The organism is Hymenobacter sp. HD11105, assembly GCF_054051685.1.
Genome location: NZ_JBSWBR010000006.1, coordinates 77,163 through 99,307, shown reverse-complemented (window position 1 = coordinate 99,307; position 22,145 = coordinate 77,163). Strand labels below are relative to the sequence as shown.

Below are 22,145 nucleotides of genomic sequence, written 5' to 3'. Positions count from 1 at the left end.
AACCTGAGCCGCCACCCACCGTTTGCCAAAGCTGGGTCGGCCCGACGAGGTCGGCAGTTTAATCATACGTTTTTTGATATGAAGCTGCACTTCTTTTCACCGCGCTTGGGGGGCATTTTAGTAATGTTTGGCCTGCTAATGATGGGCTGCGATACCCAGCGCACGGCCACCGAAACGGCAAACCCATCGGCGCCTAGTTCGGAGGCCACTTCGCCCATCAGCTTTAAGAAAGATTTAGCGCACGATGATTACCGCTTCACGGTGCAAACAAATGGCTCTGGCACCAGTCGCAAGCTGACGCTCCGGGCGACCAAAAATAATCGTGACCTGCTCGCTACTTCCGTCACGATTGAGGGCGAGGTAACTGACGCCGTAACCACCAATCTCAACGACGACAATTACCCCGAACTGTTCATTTTTGTGACCGGAGCGGGCAGCGGCTCCTATGGCAGCGTGGTAGCCTACGAATTTATGAACCAGGGCCGACGCCCGCTTACTTTACCGGCGCTGAAAGGTCCCGCCGCCGTTGGCTATATGGGGCAAGATGTGTTTCGGGTTGAAGATGACCAGTTGCTGCGCTCCTTCCCGGTATACCGTCCCGATGATCCGAATAGCACCCCTTCGGGCGGTACTCGTACCGTGGCTTATACTATGTCGCCAGGTAAGGGCTTAACCATTAGCGGCTTCAAGGACGCTCCTATGCAAGCGCAGTAATCTGTGAAATCTAATTGATTGGAAGAAGCCCCTCAGCTTTTATTTAATGGCTGGGGGGCTTTTTTCTGCGAAACAGCGCAAGTTTCGGGTGGGAGCAGGAGAAGCGAGGTGGTACATTTGACTAGCATCTTAGCCTTGTACCGATGACAGATTATGAACGCATTGCGGCGGCCATTGCTTACGCCCACACCCATTTCCAGACCCAGCCCGACCTCAACGAAATGGCCAGGCAGGCACACTGGAGCCCATTTCATTTTCAGCGCAAGTTTCAGGAGTGGGCTGGCGTATCGCCGAAGAAATTTCTGCAATACCTCAGCCTCGATCACGCCAAAACCTTGTTGCGTCAGCAGCTTTCCGTAGCCGAAGCAGCATACGAAACTGGCTTATCTGGTCCTGGCCGCCTGCACGACTTATTCGTGAACATGGAAGCCATGACACCCGGCGACTACCGCCAGGGAGGCGCCGCTCTCAGCATTGCCTACAGCTTCGGCGAAAGTGCATTTGGGCGCTACTTGGTTGCCACCACCCCCAAAGGTATCTGCAAGCTGGTGTTCCCCGAAACGGACGAGGCCGCCGTGGCTGAATTGCACCAGGAATGGCCCCAAGCATCGTTAGTGGCCGAGTCCAATGCCGTGCACGAGCAGGTGTCCCGGTTCTTTGCCGGTACCTTCTCCCCCACCGACCGCTTTACGGTACACCTGAAAGGCACGCCTTTTCAACTAAAAGTCTGGGCAGCACTGCTCCAAATTCCCGAAGGTCAGCTGACTACTTACTCCCAACTAGCCCGTGTTGCCGGCCACGAGCGAGCCGTACGGGCCGTAGGCACCGCCGTGGGCGACAATCCTATCAGCTACCTTATCCCCTGCCACCGCGTAATTCGGCAAACCGGCGAGCTAGGTCAATACCGCTGGGGCGCCACCCGTAAAGTAGCGCTGGTCGGTTGGGAAGCCGCACGGGTTCACCCAAATGCGTTAGTAGCATTGCCAAGCTTGTTTGATTAAGCATATTCTTACTTATGTCATGCAGAGCACAGCGAAGGATCTCGCGTGCTGACATCAGGTTACTAATCTTACTAAACACGCGAGATGCTTCGCTGTGCTCTGCATGACCGCCTTTTAAATATTCACAAAAAAGGCCCCCTAGAAACGTTTCTGGGGGGCCTTTTTTGACTTATGAAGGAAACTTACTCAATCCACTTAAACTTGTATTCCAGCTTGGGCACTGGCATACGGTCGGCTACGCGGCGCAGGCGGTTGGGTAGCGCCATGATGTATTCACGAGCTTTTTCTGCCTGACCATTGAGGCCGGTAATCTGGTCGATTTTCCAGGTATGAATGAGACCTTCCAGAATATCGGTGTAATCCTGGCTGGTGTATACGCCTAGGCGCTGGGCGGCATCGGTGAAGTGACCGAAGGTTTTACCCATCTCTACGCCCATCTCACGCATGTAGTGGGCCGGCATCACGATCTTCTTGCGCATCATATCCTCGAAGGCCAGCATCATTTCGGATGGGTCTACTTCGAATATTTTGTCCACGAAGGTCTGATACACACGAGCGTGGCGTGATTCATCACCGGCAATCATTCCGCAGAGCTTGGAGAGCTGATCGTCGCCGGCCTTGCGGGCTAGCGTGCCCACCCGGCGGTGCGAAAGGTTGGTGGCAGCTTCCTGGTAGCTCGTGTAAATGAAAGCGCGGTACGGGTCGTGGGCGGTGCCCAGATCGAAACCATCAGCAATCAAGTACTGGGTGCTAGTTTCGAACTCGCGCATGTTCACGCGGCCCGACAAATACAGGTAGCGGTTGAGCAGGTCGCCGTGGCGGTTTTCCTCCGCTGTCCAGCCCCGAATCCACTGCGCCCAGCCGTTGTTGGGGTCGCGATTGAGGTCGTCGAGCTGGTGAAACCAAGCTTCGTAGTTGGGCAGTGCTTCTTCTGTAATCGTATCGCCAATGAGTACCGCGAGCAGGTCGTAGCTGAGTTCTTTGGCGCGCTCACGCATGAGCTTTACTTCGTCAAAAAACGTATCGAGGCGGGAGTCGGGCAGGAAATCGGAGGGCTGCCAGCTGTCTTCCACTTTTTTGAGGAAGGTGCCCATGTTTTCCCGTAAAAAAGATTCCAGATGCTGAAGCACCTCCCCGCGGGAGGTTACGGTTGCGAGCATGACGTAAGGGAGAAAAGTAGACAGAACGGAAGGCCAAATGTATGCATTCCCATTTCCCGAATACGATATATCGCCGTGTTAGGGCTATTATAAAATTTTGGCTTTTTAGGCTATTCTATCATTCTTAGACGCACCTGGTATAGTTGAGGTAGCAAAGAGTCGGCTGTCAATGCATTAATGGCCTCAAATGTGAGGGCTGATTTGCTCGCGGGCTGGCGGCTGGCGGCGTAGCGTTGTAAAAAGGGCACCACTTCGGGTGCCAACGCCCACTGGACATCGGTGCGCTCAGCCAAGCGCTGCAGACTTAGATGGAAGTCGCGCGAGCCGGTTAGCTGCTGGCGCAATCTCGGCAGTGAAGGATCGAGGGTAGCCCAGCCAGTGAGGGGAAGCTGCCCTACGCCAAGCGTATACACACGAAAGGGAGACAAGGACTTGTAAGCTGCTTCTAGGTTAGCCGTCACCAGAATTTGCCCCCCAGCCGTTGCTTGGGTTAGCTTCGCGAGATAAGCTTCGTGCTGCTGCTGCTCGGCCGCCAGGAGTTGGCTGCGATGCCAGGTTTTGTAGCCATAAACCCCAACACATACAAGTAAAGCGGCCAGCGCCAGCCTAGGAAACGGCAACCGCAAGCTGGGGGGCAGTTGCAACCAGTACACCACATTGCCGAGGCTAAACAAGGTGAAAAGCGGCAACCCCAGCCGGGGCGGTAGTTTCAGGCCTATACCTAGCACTACAATCAACAGCACAAAGCCTAATTGCGCCAGCCAAAAAAAACGCCCCCCCGGCCTGGATTTAGCTCGCAGCAAACTGGCAAATAACAGAGCGTTAAGGAGCAGCAAAGGGAAGTAGTCGCGCACGACTAAGCGGCCCAAGGTAACCAGCTTAGCTGGCGCAGTAGTACGCACAAAGTACCCAACGTCCGAAGACATGGTGCGTTCAAAAAAAGCTTCGTTTACTAGTGTAGAATCGCTTAGTATCCAATGACCTAGGGCCGCTACGCCAAGGCTATCGGTGGGCGTTTGGGGCTGAGGATGGTAAAGCTGGTAGTCGTTAAGGTTAGACTTCAGCACATCCAGCACACGGTAGTGAGCAGCGGCCGGCGAGCGGGTTAGCCCAAGCAAACCACCGCCGAGCCCGGCCGCTGCTAAGGTCGCTAGTAGCACAATAGCGCCGCGCCGCCCACCTAGCCAAATGCCCCCCGGCACCGCTACTATGAGTCCTAGTACGGCGGCGCTCGGTCGGATCAGCCAGGCAATGCTGAATGCGACTAGGCCTAGTACTACACCCCAACTTTGTTTGGTGCGTTGCGCTGCAAAAAGCCCCCCAGTTCCGGCCAGCAGCAAAGGCACGCGCATGTAGTTAAACCAAAGGCTATTTTCAATCAGTACTAGTCCGAAGATTAGCGCCAAGGCTATAGTTAACTGAGTAGGCGTTAACCAAGGCTTCAGCAAGCGGTTGAGCACCGCAAATACTAGCACTAAGGATGCGTAAAGCAAGCTATAGAGCCATAACCCAAACCAAGGCACAGCAGGAAATCGGGTGTATAACGCGGCTAACACAGGCGCCAGACCGTGGAAGTATAGGTGCAGATCGGTGACCGGGGCTGCTGCTGTTTCGCCCCGTAGCAGTTGGGTGATGATCAGGTCATCGTTGGTTTCGTAATAAGCACCCAACCCAGCTATAGCGGCCAGCAGCAAAAGCAGGGGCAGCAGTATTACCCGAAAAATGCCCCCCAGGGTAGCAGCGTTCATGCCTGCAAGGTAGGAAGAGGCAGGAGTTGTAGAGTGCGGCTTCTTTGGGAAGTGTATGAGACTTAGTGCTGAGTGGTGGTTCAGAGCGAAAAGGTGTGACCGACTTTAGAAAGAGAGCGAGCTAAAGCGATGATAAGTTGGGCCTACTCCTGCCCTCATCCTACCTTGCGGCCGTGAATACTCGTCCCTTTGTTCGTTTGGCTTTCCTCACTCTATTAGCGGTGGGGCTGTTTACCGTCGCATACTTCTTCCTGACGCACGAAGGCCTCTATGCTCTCGACGATTATTACTATTCGCGTTACGCCTATCAGCTTGCTACTGGCACCTTCAAAGTAGCCCCCGACCCCGAGGGCCTGCTCGTCGATCCATTGCGGGAGCGCCCCATGATCTTCGCGCCTGTGGCCTTGCTTTACTCGCTTTTTGGAGTCTCCATTGTCACCACTACATTGTGGCCTTTGCTGGCTACCCTCGGTTGCACGGTGGTACTTTGGAGATTGTACGGACGGCGCGAACCGATGGTAGCTGCCGGGGCTATGCTACTGCTAGGACTCCACTATTTCACTCTTAATCTTACAAATTACCTCTACCCAGACAATATATTGATGTTCTGGTGTTTGTGCTGCGCATCAGCTTTACTCTTAGGGCGTCAAAAGCAGCAGACGAAAAGTGGCTGGTGGGGCTTGGGTTTCGCTTTGCTCAACTTCGCGGCTCTGCTAAGTAAAGAAACCATTGTCTACTATTTACCTTTCTATTTAGCGGTGCTAATAGTGGATATTCGACACCGCCAAAATCGTCGTTTTTGGCTAATAGCCGGCGCAGCAGGCTTGGTGTTATTGACGAGCTATCTGGCGTTCTACTACCTATTCACCAACGACGCGCTATACCGCATTCACCTCATTGAGGGCACTAACGAGTTCTTAAAAGAAGGCAATTACTTGCTTGGTAAGCGCGGCGCCTTGCTGGCCCGTCTCACTATCGCTCCCCTCGACTTTTTTATCGGAACCGGCCTAGGTACTGCTGTGGTGTTCGCGGTTGCAGCCTTACTGAATCAGCGTCGCCTATCTGACCCAGATGCTAAGTATTGGCTGGCGCTGGCAGGCACAACGGTGGCTTTTTACTGGCTGGGCAGCACTTCCCTTACGCAGTACAACCCCATTACGCTCTTGCCTCGCATGAGCACTCCCCTGCTCCCACCTCTGTGCATTGCAGCCGGATTCGGCCTTCGCAACTTTGCCCAAACTGGGCGTGGTAGCGGTTGGCTTGCGCTAGTACTGCTGGCTTGCGCAGTTTGGGCCCGCAGTTCCGTGTCTGTCATTTATGGAGGCTTGGGCTTATACTTTGGTGCCATGGCGTTTCTGGCACGCCCCACAGCAAGGTTGCCTTGGCTACGGCCCGCTACGCCGGCTTTCGCCACGTTACTGCTTTTAGTTGTAGGCCTGATGACTGCCCTACGGCCGGCCTACTTTATGACCAAGCCGAGCGTATCCTCTCACTTTGAGCAGGACCAACTTATCCGCAGCCATTTGCAATCGCCTTTGACTGGTGTGGTGTTCGTAGATGATTACCTCATTAGCAACTACGACTTTTACTACACCTATAAAATGCCCCCCGGCCTAGCTTTCCGCCGCTACGCTGCCCGGGACTCTGTACACCTAATGCCTGGCCAGCAAGCTTGGCTGCTTCTCAATCGCAGCACACTTACCAATGATGAGTTGACCCGAAAACTGATTCGTTACTCTGCGGCCGAAGTGCTTTCCCATTATCCGCAACGGCAGTTGATGGCTGAGGTGGGAAAGGTGAGCTTGTATAAGCTCGATTTAGATCGGACAAAGTCTACTGTACCCGCAATGACGCTGCAAAGCAGCAAGTAGAATAGCGCAGCGATAGGCAGGATCTCTGCCCAGGTTTGTATGATCAGCTACCTCAATCAGGTGGTAACCAGCATCAAAATGCAGCTTACAGCCAGTAGTAAGGTTACGATGTACGTTTGGCGGCGATAGTAGACAGTCGTTTTCATATACGCGTCTTTATGATTTAAAATATATTCAAATCTCGCCATAACGCCCCCTCCTAACAAGGAAAAAAAACCGGTATTTGTGACATAAGGATAGCCTGAATAATAGACTATTACGTATAAATAATACAAATATTTTTAGCTAATGAGGACACATATATAATCGGTTGAACTACGGCTAGGATATAAGATTATATGATGATTAAGTAAATTTTGCAGCATGGATAATGCTCAAACCACGCTAATATCAAGTATTCAAAGCTCAAAGTCAGTGGGATGCAAGAGTCTTAGGCTGCCCAAAAACGCATCTCCAGCGACAGGCGGGTGGCATCTGCATTTAGATTAACTGCTCCACCGTGCAGTAAATAGGGTGAGAAAACCAGCACTTCAGATGCACTTGGGTTAGGCCTAATTAGTTCGAGCGGCGTTTCACTGTTTTTGACTGCGGGCACCGTGTACGTAACTCCGTTATAAACAGCCCCGTCTCGAGTGCGCTCAACCTGGCTTTCGGGCCACCAATGACTCCCGGGCACTAAGCTCAAAGAAGAATCGGCCGTGCTGCCAGCTACGGGCACGTAGATATTGAGGCAATTATCATAATCTGGCAACCACACGTCGCGGTGCAGCGGATTATTATCTGAGCGGCCCGGCCGCACTAGGCGGAGGTGAAAGATGCGCATTTGATCAAAGGGATTGTAGGCTTGCACAGCCCGGCCGCACAGCTCCGAAACTCGCTTTTCCAGCAGGGCTACGGGTACCGGCAAGCGCTCAATGAAGTATTCCTTCGTCAGGTTTACAACTGCTAGATGCCGGTGCTGGTCATCCCCAATCACCTTATGATAGTCTTGGATAGGAAAATCATTAGCTACCGATACCCCGGCCGCACGTAGCGCTTCACGCACCAGCGCTTCTAATCCGGCCTGCAATTGCTGTTGCTCGGGAGCGGGCAGAAAGGTGGCAATAGTATAGCCCTCGTCGGCCCAAGGAGTGCCACTGGTCAAATCAATGCTGCTAGCTAGAAGCACCTGGTTATCTGCCTGCCCACTTTCGCCTTCAATCTGATAATGAACCTCACGAGCATTGATATTCGCTTTCATAAAATAGTGGCTAGAAGCAATGAGCAAAACAATTATGAGCCAGTACCCACGTGTCGCGCTGAGATAAATGAGGGCGCAAAGTAGTAGAAAGCAGTGCTAGCGCGCAATTGTTCCGTGGTACTTATCGGGATATCAGCTCTGCCGCTACCACTAGCCCGACTACCAATTGGTAACTTGCCGCCGTGTCGACTCAAGCATTCCGTCAGTTGCCCAGCCTCACGCTGGCCTTTGTTGTAGTTTTTACCCTTGCGTTTTTCTTTTTCGCTTAATAGGGGCCTTACGAATACGACGAGCTAATCCCACAGGTCATTCCCTACTCAGCAGACGAGCTACTAGCGCGCTTTCCGCGTCGCCAATTTCAGGTGCAGGATAATGGTGTGGAGCTATATTTATTACCAGATTAGGCAGACTTCTAAATCTCAAATGGTAAGCCTCACTCAAAGGACAAGCTACAGGCGCAGTTTACTCCAACTAAACAACAGCCAATCCAATGGGCTCACCCAAACAGTTTGCCGCAGCAGGTCATAGAAACGCAGCGCATGCTCATGATTACCCCAACGGATCGACTGCCGCATTTCCCACCGCAGACGCACGGCTAAGGCAGCCCGCTCCCTTTCATTTCGGCACAAAGCCAACGCTTTTCGGCATGTTTGGATAGTAGAATCGAGGTGAGGATCGTCGGGCAGGTAGGCTTGGCGCGACATTGCCTGCGGATGTTTGCGCTTGCGGGTGGTTACCTCGTCTAGAAAGTAGAAATGCCAATGGCGCGCGGCCCGCACCCAGAAATCAAAGTCCTCGTAGTAAAGTGTTTCGTCGTAACCGCGTAGCTCATCCAGCGTTGCGCGCCGCATCATCATGCTGGGTGTACTGATGAAATAGCGCTCGAGCACATCGGCAAACACTTCACCCGAAGCCGGACGAGGCTGAACCCCTTTGCGGGTACGGCGGAAATGGTAGCGCAAAAAGCGCGACTGTTCGTCGATGAGTTCAGCATCTGAATACACAACGCCATAGCTAGCGGGTAAACGCTGAAAAGCCGCCACTTGCTGGGCCACCCGCGCGGGCAGCAGCACGTCATCGGTGGCAAAGTCAATCAAAAATGCCCCGCGCGATTGCCGGTATGCCTGGTTGAAACCAGCACACAACCCCAGGTTTTGAGCATGCAGCGTGAGCTGCCAGGTCGGGTTGGCGGCCGCATACTCGCGCAGAATCTCCGGGCTGCCATCGGTGCTACCATTATCCACGAGGAGTACTTCGAGCGCCGGATAGGTTTGGGCCAAAATCGAATCCAGCGCCTCCCGCAGAAAAAGCGCATGATTGTGACACAAAGCCACAATGGTCACTAGCGGCAGGTCAGCATCAACTTTAGGCTGGGGGGCTTTTTTGGAAGCAAAATCAACCATGACTACGGCGTAGATAGTCTCGAAAGTACACGCCACAGGCCAGGAGCAAAATGCCAAAGCGAGCGGCGTGAGCCAGTGTCACGCCCAGTAAGCCATACTGTGGCAACAAGACTTGTAACAAGGCCGCATACAGCACCGCCGAGCCCGCTTGCACCGCCACGTACCGCCCTACCTGGGCCTGAGCCGTTAGCAGGAAAAGTAAGAGCCAGGTGATGAATTTAAACCAATCGCCGAGCAGCTGGGGGGCAAAAAGGTAGCTAGAGGCCGCAAAACGCTCATCAAAAAGCAAGGGCAGCAGCCAATCGCGCAGCAGGTACAGCACGCTTAGGCCGACAGCAAGTACCGGGGCTAACAGTAAGACTACCGTGCGCACATACCCTCGCTGGGCGGTTGGTTGGGTACTCAGGGCGGCCAGGCGAGGATAATATACACTGCTCATCAGGGCCGTAAATACCATTGTGTAGTTGTCGGAGGTCTTGGCCACAGCCTGCCACAAATCGGTTTGGGCGAGACCGAAGCGGGCGATCAGCACCTCGCGCAAAGCAAAGTTGACGGCTGTGCCAAATAAAAGCAAGCTGCCTGCCATCAGCAGGAAACGGCCTAAGCCTCGGAGCGCTACCTTGCTCACCCGCCCACCTAAGCGCGGCAACAGGCCCGCCCGCTTGCATACAACTAAAGCAGGTACCAATGTACAAGCTTGCGCTAACAAGTAAGCCAATAACACCTGCTCTACCGGCCATCCCAGGGCTAGGGTGGCCCCGGCCCCACTCACCCCCAGAAAGCTTAGTGCAACGGTTAGCCCCACGTAGGCTCGCAGCCGCCCCGCCGCCAACAGCACCGACCCAAGCAAGGCATGAGCCGAGAGCAATCCGATACCAAGAAAAAACCAAAACGCCCACCCAGCCGTGAGATGAAATAGACCTACTAGCGGCCTTGGCGCCAGCATTAAGGCCAGTCCACCCAGCAGAAGTCCCAGCAGATTGAGGATAAGGCCAGCACCAAACCAAGCCCGGTAGCGCCCAGAACCAGCGCGTAGCGGCGCCAGATACTTCACCACGCCTACGTGCACCCCATCGTTAGGCAGGGTGGTAAATAGCGCCGAAAGGTTCTGAAAATGAGCCAGCAGCGTGAGCCCTCCGGGTCCGCCGTAGAGCGCTAGTAGCTTATTGAGTAGCAAGGCGCTGCTCACTCGCGCACTTATTCCCAAACCTGAACCCAGTGAACCGCGCAGGAACCGCCCTAGCACCGAGGTATCCGGTGCAGGCTGGGGGGCTTTTTTGGCAGTGTTGGGGGGCAAATTAGAAAGCACAGAATTCGAGTTGAGAGCTCTAAATGGCCGAGCAGCTAGTTTGCTACTGCATACCGCCTAGCCATTGAATCAGCAAATTTCCAGCCTCACTAGCACTGGCAGAAACCGTTTAAGCTCGAAACTAGCTAGGCTAGTCCGATTTTACGAAGCGGCTTCCCACTCAAATGTTAGCTTCAAGCTAAGAATTCCGCCCAAATGTCGCTTGAACTGCAATAGAGACTGGTTCAGGCCTGTAGGCAAGCTCGAAGTGCCCAAGTCGAGCAGGTGCAAACCACTGGCCCGGCCGAAGGCGTGCAGGCCTTCGTTTAGCATGACTACTGGGCTAAACGCGTTGTAGGATAGCGGACTAGCTGGGTAAAAATTATACAAGACCCGCTCGTTTACTTGAATGGCAACCGTAAGGGCTGCCCACTCGCCGGCTGCGTCGCGCACGGAGAACAGAAAGTGATTATTGGGGAGAAGGCGGAATAGCTCGGTTAGCCGCTCCTCGCTCATGGATAAGTGCTGGCCCTTTTCCTCCCGACAGCGCCGCAGAAACTCGTAGGCCTTGGGCAGAAAAAACAACGGCTCCTGCTCGAAATGAAAGCCGTGGCGCCGGCATTTAGCCAAGCGCCGCCGCTCCGACGGGTGCAGGCGCGCTTCAAAGTCCTGATTTAATGGCAGATGGTTATTCAGCTCGGCCAATACTACGCGGTAGCCTAACTGACTGAGTACGTGCGTAAGAAGGCCGCTGCTAGTGGGGTCGTAGGCAAAAGGGTAAGCGCGTAAACGCACTTGCCGCACACGGGCCGCCTCCAGCACGGCATGTACGGCCTCCAAATACCTGCCCAAGGCTCCACTCGTCAAACCAGGACCCATCTGCACTCCCCCAAATGGGGCTTGATATGGACTATAAGCCATAGTAGGCTGAGCCGCGTTCTCGAGAAAAACGTGCAGCTGCGCTACTGTCATGCCCTGCGTATGATCTTCAAGGTAGAATGCTAGGTGCGCACCGGGAGCCATCTGGAGGGCAAGGTGGGTGGGCTGAAAATACAGGAAGGGCTCAAAGGCCAGTGGCAAGGCTGGGCCGGTGCCGTACCCGTGCCGCACGACATACCGAGCGCCATTGGTCGAAAAAGCAAGCAGTTGGGCAGCGTCGGCGGGTGAGTTCACCAATGAAAAAGTCAAATCGGGACCGCGAAAGTACGAGTAAAAGTGCGGGGTTTATTGTACCTCCTTGCAATGTCCATGCGGGAAGGCGGCATTATTCGTATCAACTTAGGCCTACCTCCGCCCAACCCTCATTACCTTAGATACCGCAAAACGCTCTATTTCTTCCCTATTGCTGCATGGAACCCAAAATGCCGCCCCCTACCGCCGAGGCTCCCGACCTGCACCACGACCTGGACACCACGCATCCTACCGGCGTAGCCGACCGCGACGCGACGCGCTTGGCTCGGGAGCAGACCGTCGGCCAGCGCCCCGGCACCTTGAATATCCGGCCAGATGCGTTGCCGCCGCGCTTGTTTTTGATCTCTTACGAGGCAGCTTATTATGAGGAGAAAGAGTACACCAGCTACGCCGAACTGATTGCTTATTTCCAGGCGTCGCCCCATCTCAAGCATTGGATTGATGTGCGGGGCTACAACGACCTGGGTATGATACAGCAGATGATGGCTGATTTCGATATTCATCCGCTGCTCATGGAAGATGTGCTCAGCGACTACCAGCGGGCGAAAGTAGACGTGCTAGACGACCGTCGCCTTTTTCTGGTATCGCGCATGACGGAGTTCACGCCTCTACTCGAAATCGACGACGATCAGCTTTCCATCTTCACGGGCCCCAACTACATTCTCACCTTTCAGGAGGATTACGAAGACTGCCTCGATGCGGTCCGCAACCGCCTACGGTCCGGGTTTAGCCATATCAAGCAACGTTCGTCGCTGTATCTGGCCTACGCCCTCACCGATGTGGTGCTCGACCATTATTACCCCACTATGGCGGCAATAGGCGACTACATCGAAACGCTGGAAAACCGCATTATAACAGGGCGTCGCGTCGATCGGCGCCTGCTCAACCGTATTCTGCACATCAAGAAAGACATCATTCGTTTTCGGCGCCTAGTATATCCGGAGCGCGAGAAAATCGCCGAAATCCTGCGCCTACCCGACGAGGTTATTCCTGAAGACATCAAGCTGTTTTTCCGCGACTGCTACGACCACGCCATTCAAACCCTAGACCTAGCCGAGAGCTACCGTGAGTCTGTTACCAGCCTTGTGGACCTGTTTATGTCTGACCAAAGCAACCGCATGAATGAGGTAATGAAGGTGCTTACCATTATCAGCAGCATATTCATTCCGTTGAGCTTTGTGGTAGGTCTGTATGGTATGAACTTCCAGCGCGAAAACCCCAATGGCGGCATTAATTACTGGAACATGCCCGAGTTGTATCATCCCTGGGGCTACCCTATCTTAATGGCCATACTGGCCTTCATTGTGACGGGTCAAATCGTATACTTCTATCGTAAAGGCTGGCTTTCCAATCGCTAAGCTCGCTGCAAGATTGCAAGTTGTCTTATAAAAAAGCCCCCCAGCAGCCGGATTATGGCTGCTGGGGGGCTTTTTTGAAGTATTATGTTTTAGCGGCGACTTTGCAGCGCGGGTCCGGCGGCCCGTGGAGCCGGCGAGCTACCCGAATTGAAGCGGTCGTTTTTATGCTTCTTATAGTAAGCCGTTGCCTCTTGGTACGATTCAGATTTGCGGTCAGCTTTGTCGCGCACTACGCCGTAGTAGCGTAGGGCCGTCTTTACATCTTTTTCCGCGGCTGCTATCTGAGCTAAGTTCTGATTAGCAAATACATAGAATCCAATCGTTGTTTCGCCGGTAGCCTCCGCGAATACAATACAGCGCTCGTAATAGTCTTTGGCCTTGGCCACGTCCTTGTAGCGCAATTGCATGAGCGAGCCGAGCATGTAGGTAGCGTACTTACCGCTAACACCCTCATAACCAGGCATTCCCTTATTAATTTTGGCTAGAATATCGCGGCACACCCGCTCACACTCCTGATTCTGCTGCTCCCGAAAGCAGGTAAGAGCATAAATGCGCTGGAAATAGCCATTATCGGGGTATGTAACGGCCAGGTACCGGGCCACAGGCAAGCAGGCAGCAGGGTTGTCTTCCTCATTAAGCAGGATTTTCATTAGGAAGAACTTAGCTTCCATGCCCGTATAAAAGCCATTGTCGGCCACGGTGCGCAGTTGCTGCAAACCAAGCTTCTGGTTGCCCTTGGGAAAGAATAATAGTACTGGCCGTAGCAAGGGGTAGTTTTCCGAAATCCAGACGGCGTAATAATTCATCAGCGCCTGCCCCAATAGAAAGTCCGCGCTCAACCCATTAGCTTCTTTGCTTTTCTCTAAATAGTCAAGGGCGCGCTTGCTGCTTACGGTCGCCTTGCGCCAGTTGGAACGCTCCGCATTCAGGCGAGCATCGAAGCCGTAGGCCGCTGAAAGAAAAAAACAGGCTTCGTAGTTTTTAGGGTCGGCTTTATAGAGCTTTTCGCCATACACGATGGCCGTATCCATGTATGCAAAGAGCTGTTTATCATACTGTTTGGCCTGCATATTCGTCGGCAGAATTTTCCACCATGTGCTCAGCCCCATCAAAAAGTATGGCATGGGATGCTGCGGATAACGACGGCGCAACGAGCGAAACTGGCGTTCAGCTTTATCGAATTTGAAGTTGTATAGATTATGTACTGCTCCCTCTAGCTCGGTTTGAATATCCTGGTCGAGCAGAAGCCAGCCTTTCGTATCAACGGCGCCGGGTAGCACCTCAACATCAGCCACTTCTACGCCGGGCATGACCGGCAACGCGGGCACTGAGTTAATGCTCTGTGCCAGGGTTAATAAAGGATATAAGCCAAATAATAAGAGTAAAAGTTTTCTATACATAGTGCTACTTTAAATCTTTCCCTACTTACACGGACGAAAGTTAGAAACTTAATACGGAATAAGCATTAATTCGGCATTTATCAACTTATTATACAATAAAAAATAAACCCCGTACTCTTTACAGAATATCGGGGTAATACAAGCAATTAACATACCTAAGCTCCGTCGCCTACATAGTGCTAGGGGGCTAGTTCATCTTTACATCAGTGCGGCGCAACTCGTTTCCGACCGTGCGATAGAGGTGATATATGCCGGTGCCAGCTTCATAGTATAAGCCTACTTCGGGAGCAGTACTTGCGAAAGGCTGCCCTCCTACTAAGCGACCCTGAGCATCGTAGAGATAAGCTTGGCGCGGCCCAGGCTCGGTGAGAACAAACACGCGGCGTCCGGTGCCAAAATCGAAGTATTGTATGGGCTTGCGAGCCGATGTCAGAAACTTTTGTGTGAGCAGTTGCCGACCCGTGGGCTCAAATAAACTTAGCTGCCCTCCTTCCTCGCGCGCTACCACGTAGCTGCGGCCAGCAGGATCAGCAATGAGTCGAAATACGGAGTTGCGGCTCCAGGTCGCCACCCGCCCCTTGTTTACCACGTCGCCGCTCAAGTTGAAGGTCAGCCGCTCGCCGTGCTGATTTACCACGGTCAGGCGAGTGCGGCGCAAAGTAGTGCCGACTTCAACGAAAGCCCCCGAGTGCATACGAGCCCCCAGGCTGAGCGGAAAGCCCGGATATAGCGTACCCTGCTGATTATAGGCATACACGTAGCCATTCTCGAGCAGAGCTACAATAACAGTACGCCCTCCTACGGCCAAGTAATGCGGGGGCGCCGCCAGGTTGAAATCGAGACGCTTAGGCTGCCAGCCAGTAAAGGCGAGGCCGTTGGTGTTGTACAAAAACAGATTCCCACCCCCACCACCGACCAATAAGCCAGGCGGCGTGCGCCCAACCACCGGGCCGTGCGTTAGCGAACTGGCCCGCACCGTATCCGGCAGATTAAGCGGAAAGTTCGGCGCCATTCGCCCCTGCGGATCAAAGAGGTGAAGCTGAGTAGGCGTAGCCAGCAGATAGCCCAAATTGCCCCCCACCGGCAGGCGGCTGATATTTCCGACCAGCGGCCCAGGAAGCGAATCGGACCAGGCGACGGCGTTGTCGGGGGTTACGTAGTGCAGCACTTGCGCATTGTCTTGCACCAGCACACCAGGCAAACGCGCGCCCTGTACCGTGACGAGCGTGGGCGAGCTAGCTAGTGGCGTTTTGAACGTAAGCAGGCCTCCTGTAGCATTAGCTCCTTGAGCGCTAGCTACCGCGGGCCCGGCTACGGGGTGACGCAACAAAAGCTGAGTGTAGTATTGAGCACCCGTATCGGCCTCATTTGTGGTAGGCACCAGCTGCAAGGATAGTTGAGGAAAACGCTTAAACAAGGTTTCGTTGCGCAGCAAACCTGCCCGGCGCTCCTCTACCAACGCCCGCAGCAGCACGTTCCAGCTGTTGCGCGTGTCCATCACCAAACTCAGGCGGGCCAGCGGCTGCGTTTCTTGCAAAAAAGCCACTTGGGCAGGCGAGCTGCTCCATGTTGCTTTCCCTATTACATCATTGAGCCATGAGCGTAGCGCGTCGGCGTCTTTGCCAAAAGCCAGGTACTCGCCCACTTGCGCCACTACGGGAGCCGACTCAAAGCCCGTGAAAAAGCCCCCCAGCAAATGACTGGGCAACTCCGGAATGCCAGTTTGGTAAATACGATAAGGCCCCACGCGCTCAAACGAAGGGCTGGTGCCCGTGAGGCGACGGAGCTGGCCCAGCAAGGTAGCCGTACGCGTAGGATCGGGGCAATACACTAGAGCGAGTTTAGCCGGGTTCTGGCGGGGCGAAGGCGAAGCTAGATAACACAGTGCCGCCTCCCGACTAAAGGAAGCGGTCAGGCTATCGAAGAGGCTATGAGTTTGGGTTGTGAGCGTATCAGTGGGAGTTGCACGGGGAGCGGCCGGCAGCTTGGTCATGTCCTGTAGCCCCATATGCAGGAGCAGCGCTGTACGCAGGGAAAGCACCTCGGCCATGCGCAGCCGCTGGGCCGGTTGCCCGCGCAGGCGCTCGTGCAGGGCGTCGCGGGTGGTTTCGGGGTTAGCAAATCCTTTAAATAGAATCTTGTTGCCTACCAGCTTCATTTCCAGTAGGCCATTGCGCGTCAAGCCCGTTAGGCTCTGCAGACTAGGCCGCAGCTCCGGCCGGAAAAACACGTTCAGGAACGGCGGCAGCTGTCGGTAATTAAGCAGCAGCATAGCGTCGACATCCTTGTGCTGCAGATAATCGGTATTCTGAAAGTCGGCAGCTATGGAGGGCAATTCGGGCTGCTCAAGGCGGCGCACTACGGCTTCTACCAAACCCGCATTGGAACTCATAATAAGCTGGTTGCGGTAGTTTAAGTAGGTAAATCCGCTGCCGCTGCCCCGCTGGCTTATGTCAGTGAGTTGATGCCCGCGGTATTCCCGGGTATTGATTCGGTAGCGCGCATCCTGGCCTAGGCCATCTACTAGTGTGCGCAACTGCCGATACTCGCGAACGGTACCTATGGGAACCTGAAACAGTAGGTCGAAGGCGCCTGGACTCGTAACGTGCACCGACATGAGGACCAGCTTAGTTCCTAAAAAGCGCAGCACCACATCGCGGCTGCCGGCTATGCTGTCAATAAGGGTAACGTTTTCTTCGACTTGCTGAAAGTAGCGCACACCCGTCATGTTGTCCCAGATCTGGGTTTCCTTGAGGTGACGTACTAAGGTTGGATGGTCGCGGGTGGCGGTTACCAGTACAGCATCGTCGGGCACCAGCGCCCAGGGATCCACGGGGGTGCGAGCCACGGTGCGGCGGTAATACAGGTAAGAGCCGAGGGCCGAAACCAGCAGCAGTCCAACCAAAAACACCAGAAGCTTCTGCGACATTAGGGCTAGGGAGCGTGAGCAAGGGGGCAAAGGTAGCTATTCGGCTAAGCGCCAGCGAAGGTTGTGAGCGTAGCTTATGCTATACGTAAGTAAGCTGATGCGCTCCTTTATTGCTTAGCCGAATCTGCCCCCTGAAATAATTAGCTTAAGCAAATAAGGGTGATGACTCGAATTTAAGAATGTAGTGGGCCGAAGTTTACAAAAAAGCCCCCCAATGTAGCTTTGGGGGGCTTTTTCTGGCAAATCAAGTATTTTACTGAATGAAGTCAACCTGCTTGGGTGGAAACATACGATGGGAGAGTTTATCTAGGCGGCGTTTAGTATTGCGCAGCTTCTTTTTGATTGGCAGCTTCCGGTAATCAAACGAACTGAGAGCAGCCAATTCGGCTTCTAGAGTCCGCTTTTTTAAGTGAGATTCTAACATGAAGGCGCTGATGCTGGTGTTCCACTCTTCCTTGGTGCTCCAATAATGCCCGATCGTCGGGCGGGCCTCCAGCAAAGAATACGTTTCGGCCAGGGCCACCGATAAGGCGAACTGCTCAATCAGGCGGGGCGTAACTTGCTGCTCGCAAAGCGCATCGCAGATGCGCAGGGCTAAGTCAATGGCCTCTAGGTTGCGGGCCGCGGGAATGCCCACTACGCCGGCATTCCACATCTGGTGCTGCTCCTGCAGTTGAACACCACCAAATGTTCGGTCTTTGATCTGCTGCCACATGAGGCGCTCTGTTTTGCTGGTAAGGCCAGACAGTGCGCCTTCCGACTCGTGCATAAAAGCTGTGCCCGCGTTCAGCGCTTGGCTAAGCGACTCTAACGGGCCATGCAGGAAGGTATCGGTATCGAGGTAGAGCAGCGGTAGATCTGGGTATTGCCGGGCCGTGAATTCCAAGGCCTTGATCTTGGCCCGCCAGAAAAAATTATACTCACCCTGCCACTCACGCAGCGTGGTGGGCTCAATTATCTGCACGGTTATTTCCGAGGCCAGGTGCTTGTAAAAATCGGGCGCGTCGGTGATAACGGTGACGCCCGCCAGTCCGCTGCTTTTTTGCCGAAGAAACGAGAGGATGGAAAAAGTAGCTTGAAAGTGATTCTGCAGGTTGTCGCCGAATACCAGATAAAGAAGTCGCATGGCGAAATGTAGGATTTTTGTTGTGGGCATGTACTATAGCCCGACGTATTCCGCTGGGCTAAGCAAGCAGCTGCGGACACGTTTTGTTTTGCCGGGGCCATGCGGCCTGTCGCTGCGCTGGCTCAGCTGACGCCAGAAGCAACTCACGTTTTGCTTCTGGTTCGGCCCCAATTTGCCCCCCAGCTTGCCTAGCTGCATCAGACAGGCTATTTCTTTTCTATCTTCCGCCCCTGAATCCAATTCTACCTCCCGCTCATGCCTGAAAAACAAGGTCAGTTTCAACGCGCCATTACTCTCTTTGATGCCATCATGATCGTGACGGGCAGCATGATTGGTTCTGGTATTTTCATTGTTTCCGCCGATATCTCCCGCAAAGTGGGCTCGCCCGGCTGGCTACTGGTGGTGTGGCTGATTACGGGCTTTATCACCCTGGCCGGGGCCGTGAGTTACGGGGAGTTGGCCTCCATGTTTCCGAAGGTGGGTGGTCAGTATGTGTACCTGCGTGAGGCCTACAACAAGCTGGTGGCCTTCCTGTATGGCTGGTCGCTGTTTCTGGTTATTCAAACAGGTGTTATTGCGGCAGTAGCTGTGGCCTTCGCCCGCTTTGTTGGCGTGCTGGTGCCGTGGTTTAGTGAGCAGCGCATTCTGTTTTCTGTGTTGGGCTTCGAGTTTAATAGCGTGATGCTACTGGCCGTGATTATGCTGGTAGGCCTGACCTGGGTGAACTCGCGCGGGGTGCGCGGCGGCAAGCTGATTTCCAACGTGTTTGGCACTACTAAGCTGATAGCCTTAGGGTTGCTGATCCTCTTTGGCCTGGCGCTGGGTATTAATCAGGAGGCTCTGAGCGTAAACTTTAGCAACATGTGGCAAGCCGCCAGCTTTCTGCCCACCGGCGAATCGGTGCCGTTGAGCGCCTGGGGCCTGATTGGCGCTATCGGCCTAGCCATGACTGGCTCCCTGTTCAGTTCTGATGCCTGGAATAACATCGGCTTCTCCGGCGACGAAATCGTGCGGCCCGAGCGGACTATTGTGCTTAGCATGGCTATTGGTACAGCTATCGTTACGGGTTTGTATCTGCTTATTAACTTGGTATATCTGCTGGTGCTGCCGCTAGAGGGCAGCCCAGGCGCGGCTGATATAGCTGGGCGCGGCATTATGTACACCCAGGGCGACTTGGTAGCAACCGCCGTAGCGGAAAGTATTCTGGGCCGGGCCGGCGCTTATGTAATGGCCGTGCTTATCATGATCAGCACCTTTGGCGCTAATAACAGCATCATTCTCAGCGGGGCCCGCGCTTACTATGCTATGGCCAAGGATGGGTTGTTCTTTCCTGGTATGGCGCGGCTGAACAAGGCTGGTGTGCCCGGTGTAGCGCTCTGGGCTCAGTGCTTATGGGCCTGCTTGCTGTGTCTGTCTGGTTCGTACGGGCAGCTGCTCAACTACGTGATGTTCTCCGTGATTCTGTTTTATGTTATTACCATCATTGGCATCTTCATTTTGCGTCGTACGCGCCCCGATGCACCGCGCCCCTACCGCGCCCTGGGCTACCCTATTATTCCGATGCTCTATGTTATCCTAGCTTCGGCGTTCTGCGTCATTCTACTCGTGTCGCCCGCTACGGCTCGCGATTCGGGCTTGGGTTTGCTGCTCGTGGCGGTGGGTGTGCCGGTCTACTTCTTCTTTGGCAAACGGTTCGCCGCCCGGTCTGAGTCGGAGAAGGTGAAAGTGTAGGTGTAGGCTCACAAAATAAGCTTCACAAAAAAGCCCCCTAGAAACTTCTGGGGGGCTTTTTTGTGAGTAACAGTTTGATTATTTGTCTTTGCGCTCCTTTAACGTTGCAGCGCTGGGTTGGAGGCTCATAGTCAGTGGGGCGCTGGTCCCGATAACTACGTCGCGGTCGTTGTAGCCACCGTAGCCGTAGCGAAGCGTTTTTTTGCCAGCGGCAGGCACTTCAATTACAAATTTGCCCTCAGTATCAGTGATGACGGCCAAGTCGCTGCCATGCAGGTACACGGTAGCACCGGCTAGAGGCTGCCCTTCCTCGTTGCGAATACGGCCCGTAAGGGTAAGCATAGCGGTGGTAGCCGTAACTGCTACGGGCGCCACTGCAGGGGCTACCGCTGCAACCGAAGTCGAAGCTTTCTCAACGCTTCCTCTTTTGGTCTTAGTTGTAGGCTCGTTGGCTAAGGCTGGATTGGCCAGCAGGCTACTACCTAACAAGGTCAAAACTAAGACAGGCTTAGTTAGGGCAGTAAGTGTAGAAAACAGAGACATAAATGCAGCACTAGGTGGTGAGAGGGGCGGGTGAAAGTTTAGGTGAGAAAAATACTCTTCCTAAGTTTCTTGTTGTAAATATATAAGAATCATTACATACCAAGCAATGATTTTATAAATATTTAGCCATAATAAATAACTCCACCGTGACAAAGTCAGTTTTAACGCTAACAGAGCCCTTTTGTCTCTAGTAATTTTTTGTACTTACAGTCGAGCTAACCTGCATTTTGTAAAGACCGAGACGATAAGCCCAAGTTTTTCAGTCTCTGTTCTGACTTCAGCTTCACAAACAAACCGAACTAATTAGCATTGGATTGCCCGCCAAAACGGGGCAACAACATAGGTACTCGCTGTTGGTAATGGGCATACATGGCGCCAAACCGCTGCAACAGTTTACGTTCTTCTAACCGGCTCCCAACCAGAATATAAGCAATAGCGCACCCGACAAATATCAGCCATGGCAACGTAGGCTTAGTCAGAAAAAAGCCCCCCAGAGCGATGATTATCCCAGCATGAAACGGATGACGTACTATACCGTTGAGCCCACCGGTATTTAAATCAGTGTTGGCAGCAGCGGCGCCTTGGCGCACATACGCCCATCCGGCAAATTCGCTGAGGCTATACCCACGCATAGCCAATACTGCAATCACGACCCCTAAGGCCAGCAACGCATAGCCGCCAATGGCTAAAGCTGGTATTCGAGGTAGGAGGGGCTGGGCGGGCAGGCTGAACTGATAGCGCAGCAGCAGTAGAAATAGCCACACCGAAATCTGGTTGTAAGCTAGTCGGTAATAGCGGGGCGCCGCCGACCAGCGCGCCGCAACTGCTTCCTTCACTTGGGTAGTGGCCAAGTCACTATGAATTACATAATATACTATCCAGCCGAACAGCAACAAAAGCATAGAAACCGGGATACGTGTAAAGAATGAGCCCGCTGAATGAGGTACCAAAAAGCCCTGTGCCGGGGCGGACACAGGGCTTTCCCGCCTATTGATCGACTCTCTATTGTGAAATAGATCCGTCTTTCAATTGTTTATCAGGGCCGCTGGGGGCATCTTCACCAAACTTCTGCTCACTGGTGCGTACCGTATGGTCGAGCTCATAGGTTCCTTCGGCCTCAAAACCAGGGCCTTGAGCCTGCTCACCCGCATTTTTGTGGTCGTTTCCGCCTTGGGGAGTGGTTTCGTCGCCGCCAATGTGCAGGTTTTCGAGTTGGTCTTTCTGGTCACTACGCTGGGTGTAGCCGTTGGCACCCATGTGGCGATAGGCCGAAGGGTCATTGGCTTCCTTGCCGTTGCTTTCAGTTTGCTGAACTTTTTTGTGCGCCTCAAACTCTTCGTTCTTAGAGACGCCTTTGCCTTCGGTGATATCGCCGTTTTCGTTGTTATCGTCGTCGCCGCCGAATAATTTATCTAAGATCATTGTGGTAGCTTTTGGGTGGA

17 protein-coding genes are annotated in these 22,145 nt (G+C 53.8%); 5 read left to right on the top strand and 12 right to left on the bottom strand.

What is annotated here, in order from left to right; translation table 11 throughout:
* Nucleotides 1-78 precede the first annotated feature (78 nt).
* Nucleotides 79-714: a hypothetical protein gene (locus ACW9KT_RS17225; RefSeq protein ID WP_457082640.1), complete on the top strand. Its 636-nt coding sequence runs from the start codon at nucleotides 79-81 to the stop codon at nucleotides 712-714.
* A 143-nt stretch (nucleotides 715-857) separates the two neighbouring features.
* Nucleotides 858-1,715 (top strand): bifunctional transcriptional activator/DNA repair enzyme AdaA, encoded by an 858-nt coding sequence (locus ACW9KT_RS17220; protein WP_457082638.1) that lies wholly within the window; start codon nucleotides 858-860, stop codon nucleotides 1,713-1,715.
* A 182-nt stretch (nucleotides 1,716-1,897) separates the two neighbouring features.
* On the opposite strand, the gene ACW9KT_RS17215 is transcribed toward ACW9KT_RS17220, so the two are convergent.
* Entirely contained in the window at nucleotides 1,898-2,875 is a 978-nt protein-coding gene (locus ACW9KT_RS17215) for an acyl-ACP desaturase (RefSeq protein WP_457082636.1), read from the bottom strand.
* Between the two features lie 110 nt (nucleotides 2,876-2,985).
* Entirely contained in the window at nucleotides 2,986-4,623 is a 1,638-nt protein-coding gene (locus ACW9KT_RS17210; protein ID WP_457082634.1) for a hypothetical protein, read from the bottom strand.
* 173 nt (nucleotides 4,624-4,796) lie between these two features.
* Here ACW9KT_RS17210 and ACW9KT_RS17205 point away from each other — a divergent pair, with 173 nt between their 5' ends.
* Nucleotides 4,797-6,494: an ArnT family glycosyltransferase gene (locus ACW9KT_RS17205; RefSeq protein WP_457082632.1), complete on the top strand. Its 1,698-nt coding sequence runs from the start codon at nucleotides 4,797-4,799 to the stop codon at nucleotides 6,492-6,494.
* Nucleotides 6,495-6,924: 430 nt separating this feature from the next.
* On the opposite strand, the gene ACW9KT_RS17200 is transcribed toward ACW9KT_RS17205, so the two are convergent.
* The 4 genes from ACW9KT_RS17200 to ACW9KT_RS17185 form a co-directional block, all read right to left on the bottom strand.
* Nucleotides 6,925-7,734, bottom strand: coding sequence for a phytanoyl-CoA dioxygenase family protein (locus ACW9KT_RS17200; RefSeq protein WP_457082630.1), 810 nt, complete (start codon nucleotides 7,732-7,734; stop codon nucleotides 6,925-6,927).
* Nucleotides 7,735-8,183: 449 nt separating this feature from the next.
* Nucleotides 8,184-9,137 carry a glycosyltransferase family 2 protein gene (locus ACW9KT_RS17195; RefSeq protein ID WP_457082628.1) on the bottom strand — a complete coding sequence of 318 codons (954 nt, stop codon included), beginning with the start codon at nucleotides 9,135-9,137 and terminating at the stop codon, nucleotides 8,184-8,186.
* Nucleotides 9,130-10,446 (bottom strand): hypothetical protein, encoded by a 1,317-nt coding sequence (locus ACW9KT_RS17190; protein ID WP_457082626.1) that lies wholly within the window; start codon nucleotides 10,444-10,446, stop codon nucleotides 9,130-9,132. The genes ACW9KT_RS17195 and ACW9KT_RS17190 overlap by 8 nt, the downstream gene beginning before the upstream one ends.
* Before the next feature lie 141 nt (nucleotides 10,447-10,587).
* The gene (locus ACW9KT_RS17185) at nucleotides 10,588-11,613 is read right to left on the bottom strand and encodes a hypothetical protein (protein WP_457082624.1); all 1,026 of its coding nucleotides are present in this window, start codon (nucleotides 11,611-11,613) and stop codon (nucleotides 10,588-10,590) included.
* Between the two features lie 161 nt (nucleotides 11,614-11,774).
* Here ACW9KT_RS17185 and corA point away from each other — a divergent pair, with 161 nt between their 5' ends.
* Nucleotides 11,775-12,974: a magnesium/cobalt transporter CorA gene (gene corA / locus ACW9KT_RS17180; RefSeq protein WP_457082622.1), complete on the top strand. Its 1,200-nt coding sequence runs from the start codon at nucleotides 11,775-11,777 to the stop codon at nucleotides 12,972-12,974.
* An 89-nt stretch (nucleotides 12,975-13,063) separates the two neighbouring features.
* Here corA and ACW9KT_RS17175 read toward each other — a convergent pair whose 3' ends face one another.
* From ACW9KT_RS17175 to ACW9KT_RS17165, 3 genes are all read right to left on the bottom strand, one after another.
* Nucleotides 13,064-14,374, bottom strand: coding sequence for a tetratricopeptide repeat protein (locus ACW9KT_RS17175; RefSeq protein ID WP_457082620.1), 1,311 nt, complete (start codon nucleotides 14,372-14,374; stop codon nucleotides 13,064-13,066).
* Nucleotides 14,375-14,561: 187 nt separating this feature from the next.
* Complete coding sequence (locus ACW9KT_RS17170; RefSeq protein ID WP_457082618.1) at nucleotides 14,562-17,303, bottom strand: hypothetical protein; 2,742 nt, start codon at nucleotides 17,301-17,303, stop codon at nucleotides 14,562-14,564.
* Between the two features lie 253 nt (nucleotides 17,304-17,556).
* The gene (locus ACW9KT_RS17165; RefSeq protein WP_457082616.1) at nucleotides 17,557-18,429 is read right to left on the bottom strand and encodes a hypothetical protein; all 873 of its coding nucleotides are present in this window, start codon (nucleotides 18,427-18,429) and stop codon (nucleotides 17,557-17,559) included.
* Nucleotides 18,430-18,684: 255 nt separating this feature from the next.
* Here ACW9KT_RS17165 and ACW9KT_RS17160 point away from each other — a divergent pair, with 255 nt between their 5' ends.
* Nucleotides 18,685-20,160, top strand: a complete 1,476-nt coding sequence (locus tag ACW9KT_RS17160) for an APC family permease (protein ID WP_457082614.1) — start codon at nucleotides 18,685-18,687, stop codon at nucleotides 20,158-20,160.
* A 78-nt stretch (nucleotides 20,161-20,238) separates the two neighbouring features.
* Here ACW9KT_RS17160 and ACW9KT_RS17155 read toward each other — a convergent pair whose 3' ends face one another.
* The 3 genes from ACW9KT_RS17155 to ACW9KT_RS17145 form a co-directional block, all read right to left on the bottom strand.
* Nucleotides 20,239-20,703 carry a carboxypeptidase-like regulatory domain-containing protein gene (locus ACW9KT_RS17155; protein WP_457082612.1) on the bottom strand — a complete coding sequence of 155 codons (465 nt, stop codon included), beginning with the start codon at nucleotides 20,701-20,703 and terminating at the stop codon, nucleotides 20,239-20,241.
* Nucleotides 20,704-21,002: 299 nt separating this feature from the next.
* On the bottom strand, nucleotides 21,003-21,605 hold the full coding sequence (locus ACW9KT_RS17150) for a methyltransferase family protein (RefSeq protein ID WP_457082610.1): 603 nt from the start codon (nucleotides 21,603-21,605) through the stop codon (nucleotides 21,003-21,005).
* A gap of 100 nt (nucleotides 21,606-21,705) precedes the next feature.
* Entirely contained in the window at nucleotides 21,706-22,125 is a 420-nt protein-coding gene (locus ACW9KT_RS17145) for a hypothetical protein (protein WP_457082608.1), read from the bottom strand.
* Between the last annotated feature and the right edge of the window lie 20 nt (nucleotides 22,126-22,145).

Bases quoted from the DNA above. Each gene is read 5' to 3' on its own strand.
- ACW9KT_RS17165 (WP_457082616.1), bottom strand. From the start codon at position 18,429: ATGCGACTTCTTTATCTGGTATTCGGCGACAACCTGCAGAATCACTTT.
- ACW9KT_RS17195 (WP_457082628.1), bottom strand. From the start codon at position 9,137: ATGGTTGATTTTGCTTCCAAAAAAGCCCCCCAGCCTAAAGTTGATGCT.
- ACW9KT_RS17170 (WP_457082618.1), bottom strand. From the start codon at position 17,303: ATGTCGCAGAAGCTTCTGGTGTTTTTGGTTGGACTGCTGCTGGTTTCG.
- ACW9KT_RS17145 (WP_457082608.1), bottom strand. From the start codon at position 22,125: ATGATCTTAGATAAATTATTCGGCGGCGACGACGATAACAACGAAAAC.
- ACW9KT_RS17220 (WP_457082638.1), top strand. From the start codon at position 858: ATGACAGATTATGAACGCATTGCGGCGGCCATTGCTTACGCCCACACC.
- ACW9KT_RS17175 (WP_457082620.1), bottom strand. From the start codon at position 14,374: ATGTATAGAAAACTTTTACTCTTATTATTTGGCTTATATCCTTTATTA.
- ACW9KT_RS17200 (WP_457082630.1), bottom strand. From the start codon at position 7,734: ATGAAAGCGAATATCAATGCTCGTGAGGTTCATTATCAGATTGAAGGC.
- ACW9KT_RS17225 (WP_457082640.1), top strand. From the start codon at position 79: ATGAAGCTGCACTTCTTTTCACCGCGCTTGGGGGGCATTTTAGTAATG.
- ACW9KT_RS17150 (WP_457082610.1), bottom strand. From the start codon at position 21,605: ATGCTTTTGTTGCTGTTCGGCTGGATAGTATATTATGTAATTCATAGT.
- ACW9KT_RS17160 (WP_457082614.1), top strand. From the start codon at position 18,685: ATGCCTGAAAAACAAGGTCAGTTTCAACGCGCCATTACTCTCTTTGAT.
- ACW9KT_RS17210 (WP_457082634.1), bottom strand. From the start codon at position 4,623: ATGAACGCTGCTACCCTGGGGGGCATTTTTCGGGTAATACTGCTGCCC.
- corA (WP_457082622.1), top strand. From the start codon at position 11,775: ATGGAACCCAAAATGCCGCCCCCTACCGCCGAGGCTCCCGACCTGCAC.
- ACW9KT_RS17215 (WP_457082636.1), bottom strand. From the start codon at position 2,875: ATGCTCGCAACCGTAACCTCCCGCGGGGAGGTGCTTCAGCATCTGGAA.
- ACW9KT_RS17155 (WP_457082612.1), bottom strand. From the start codon at position 20,703: ATGTCTCTGTTTTCTACACTTACTGCCCTAACTAAGCCTGTCTTAGTT.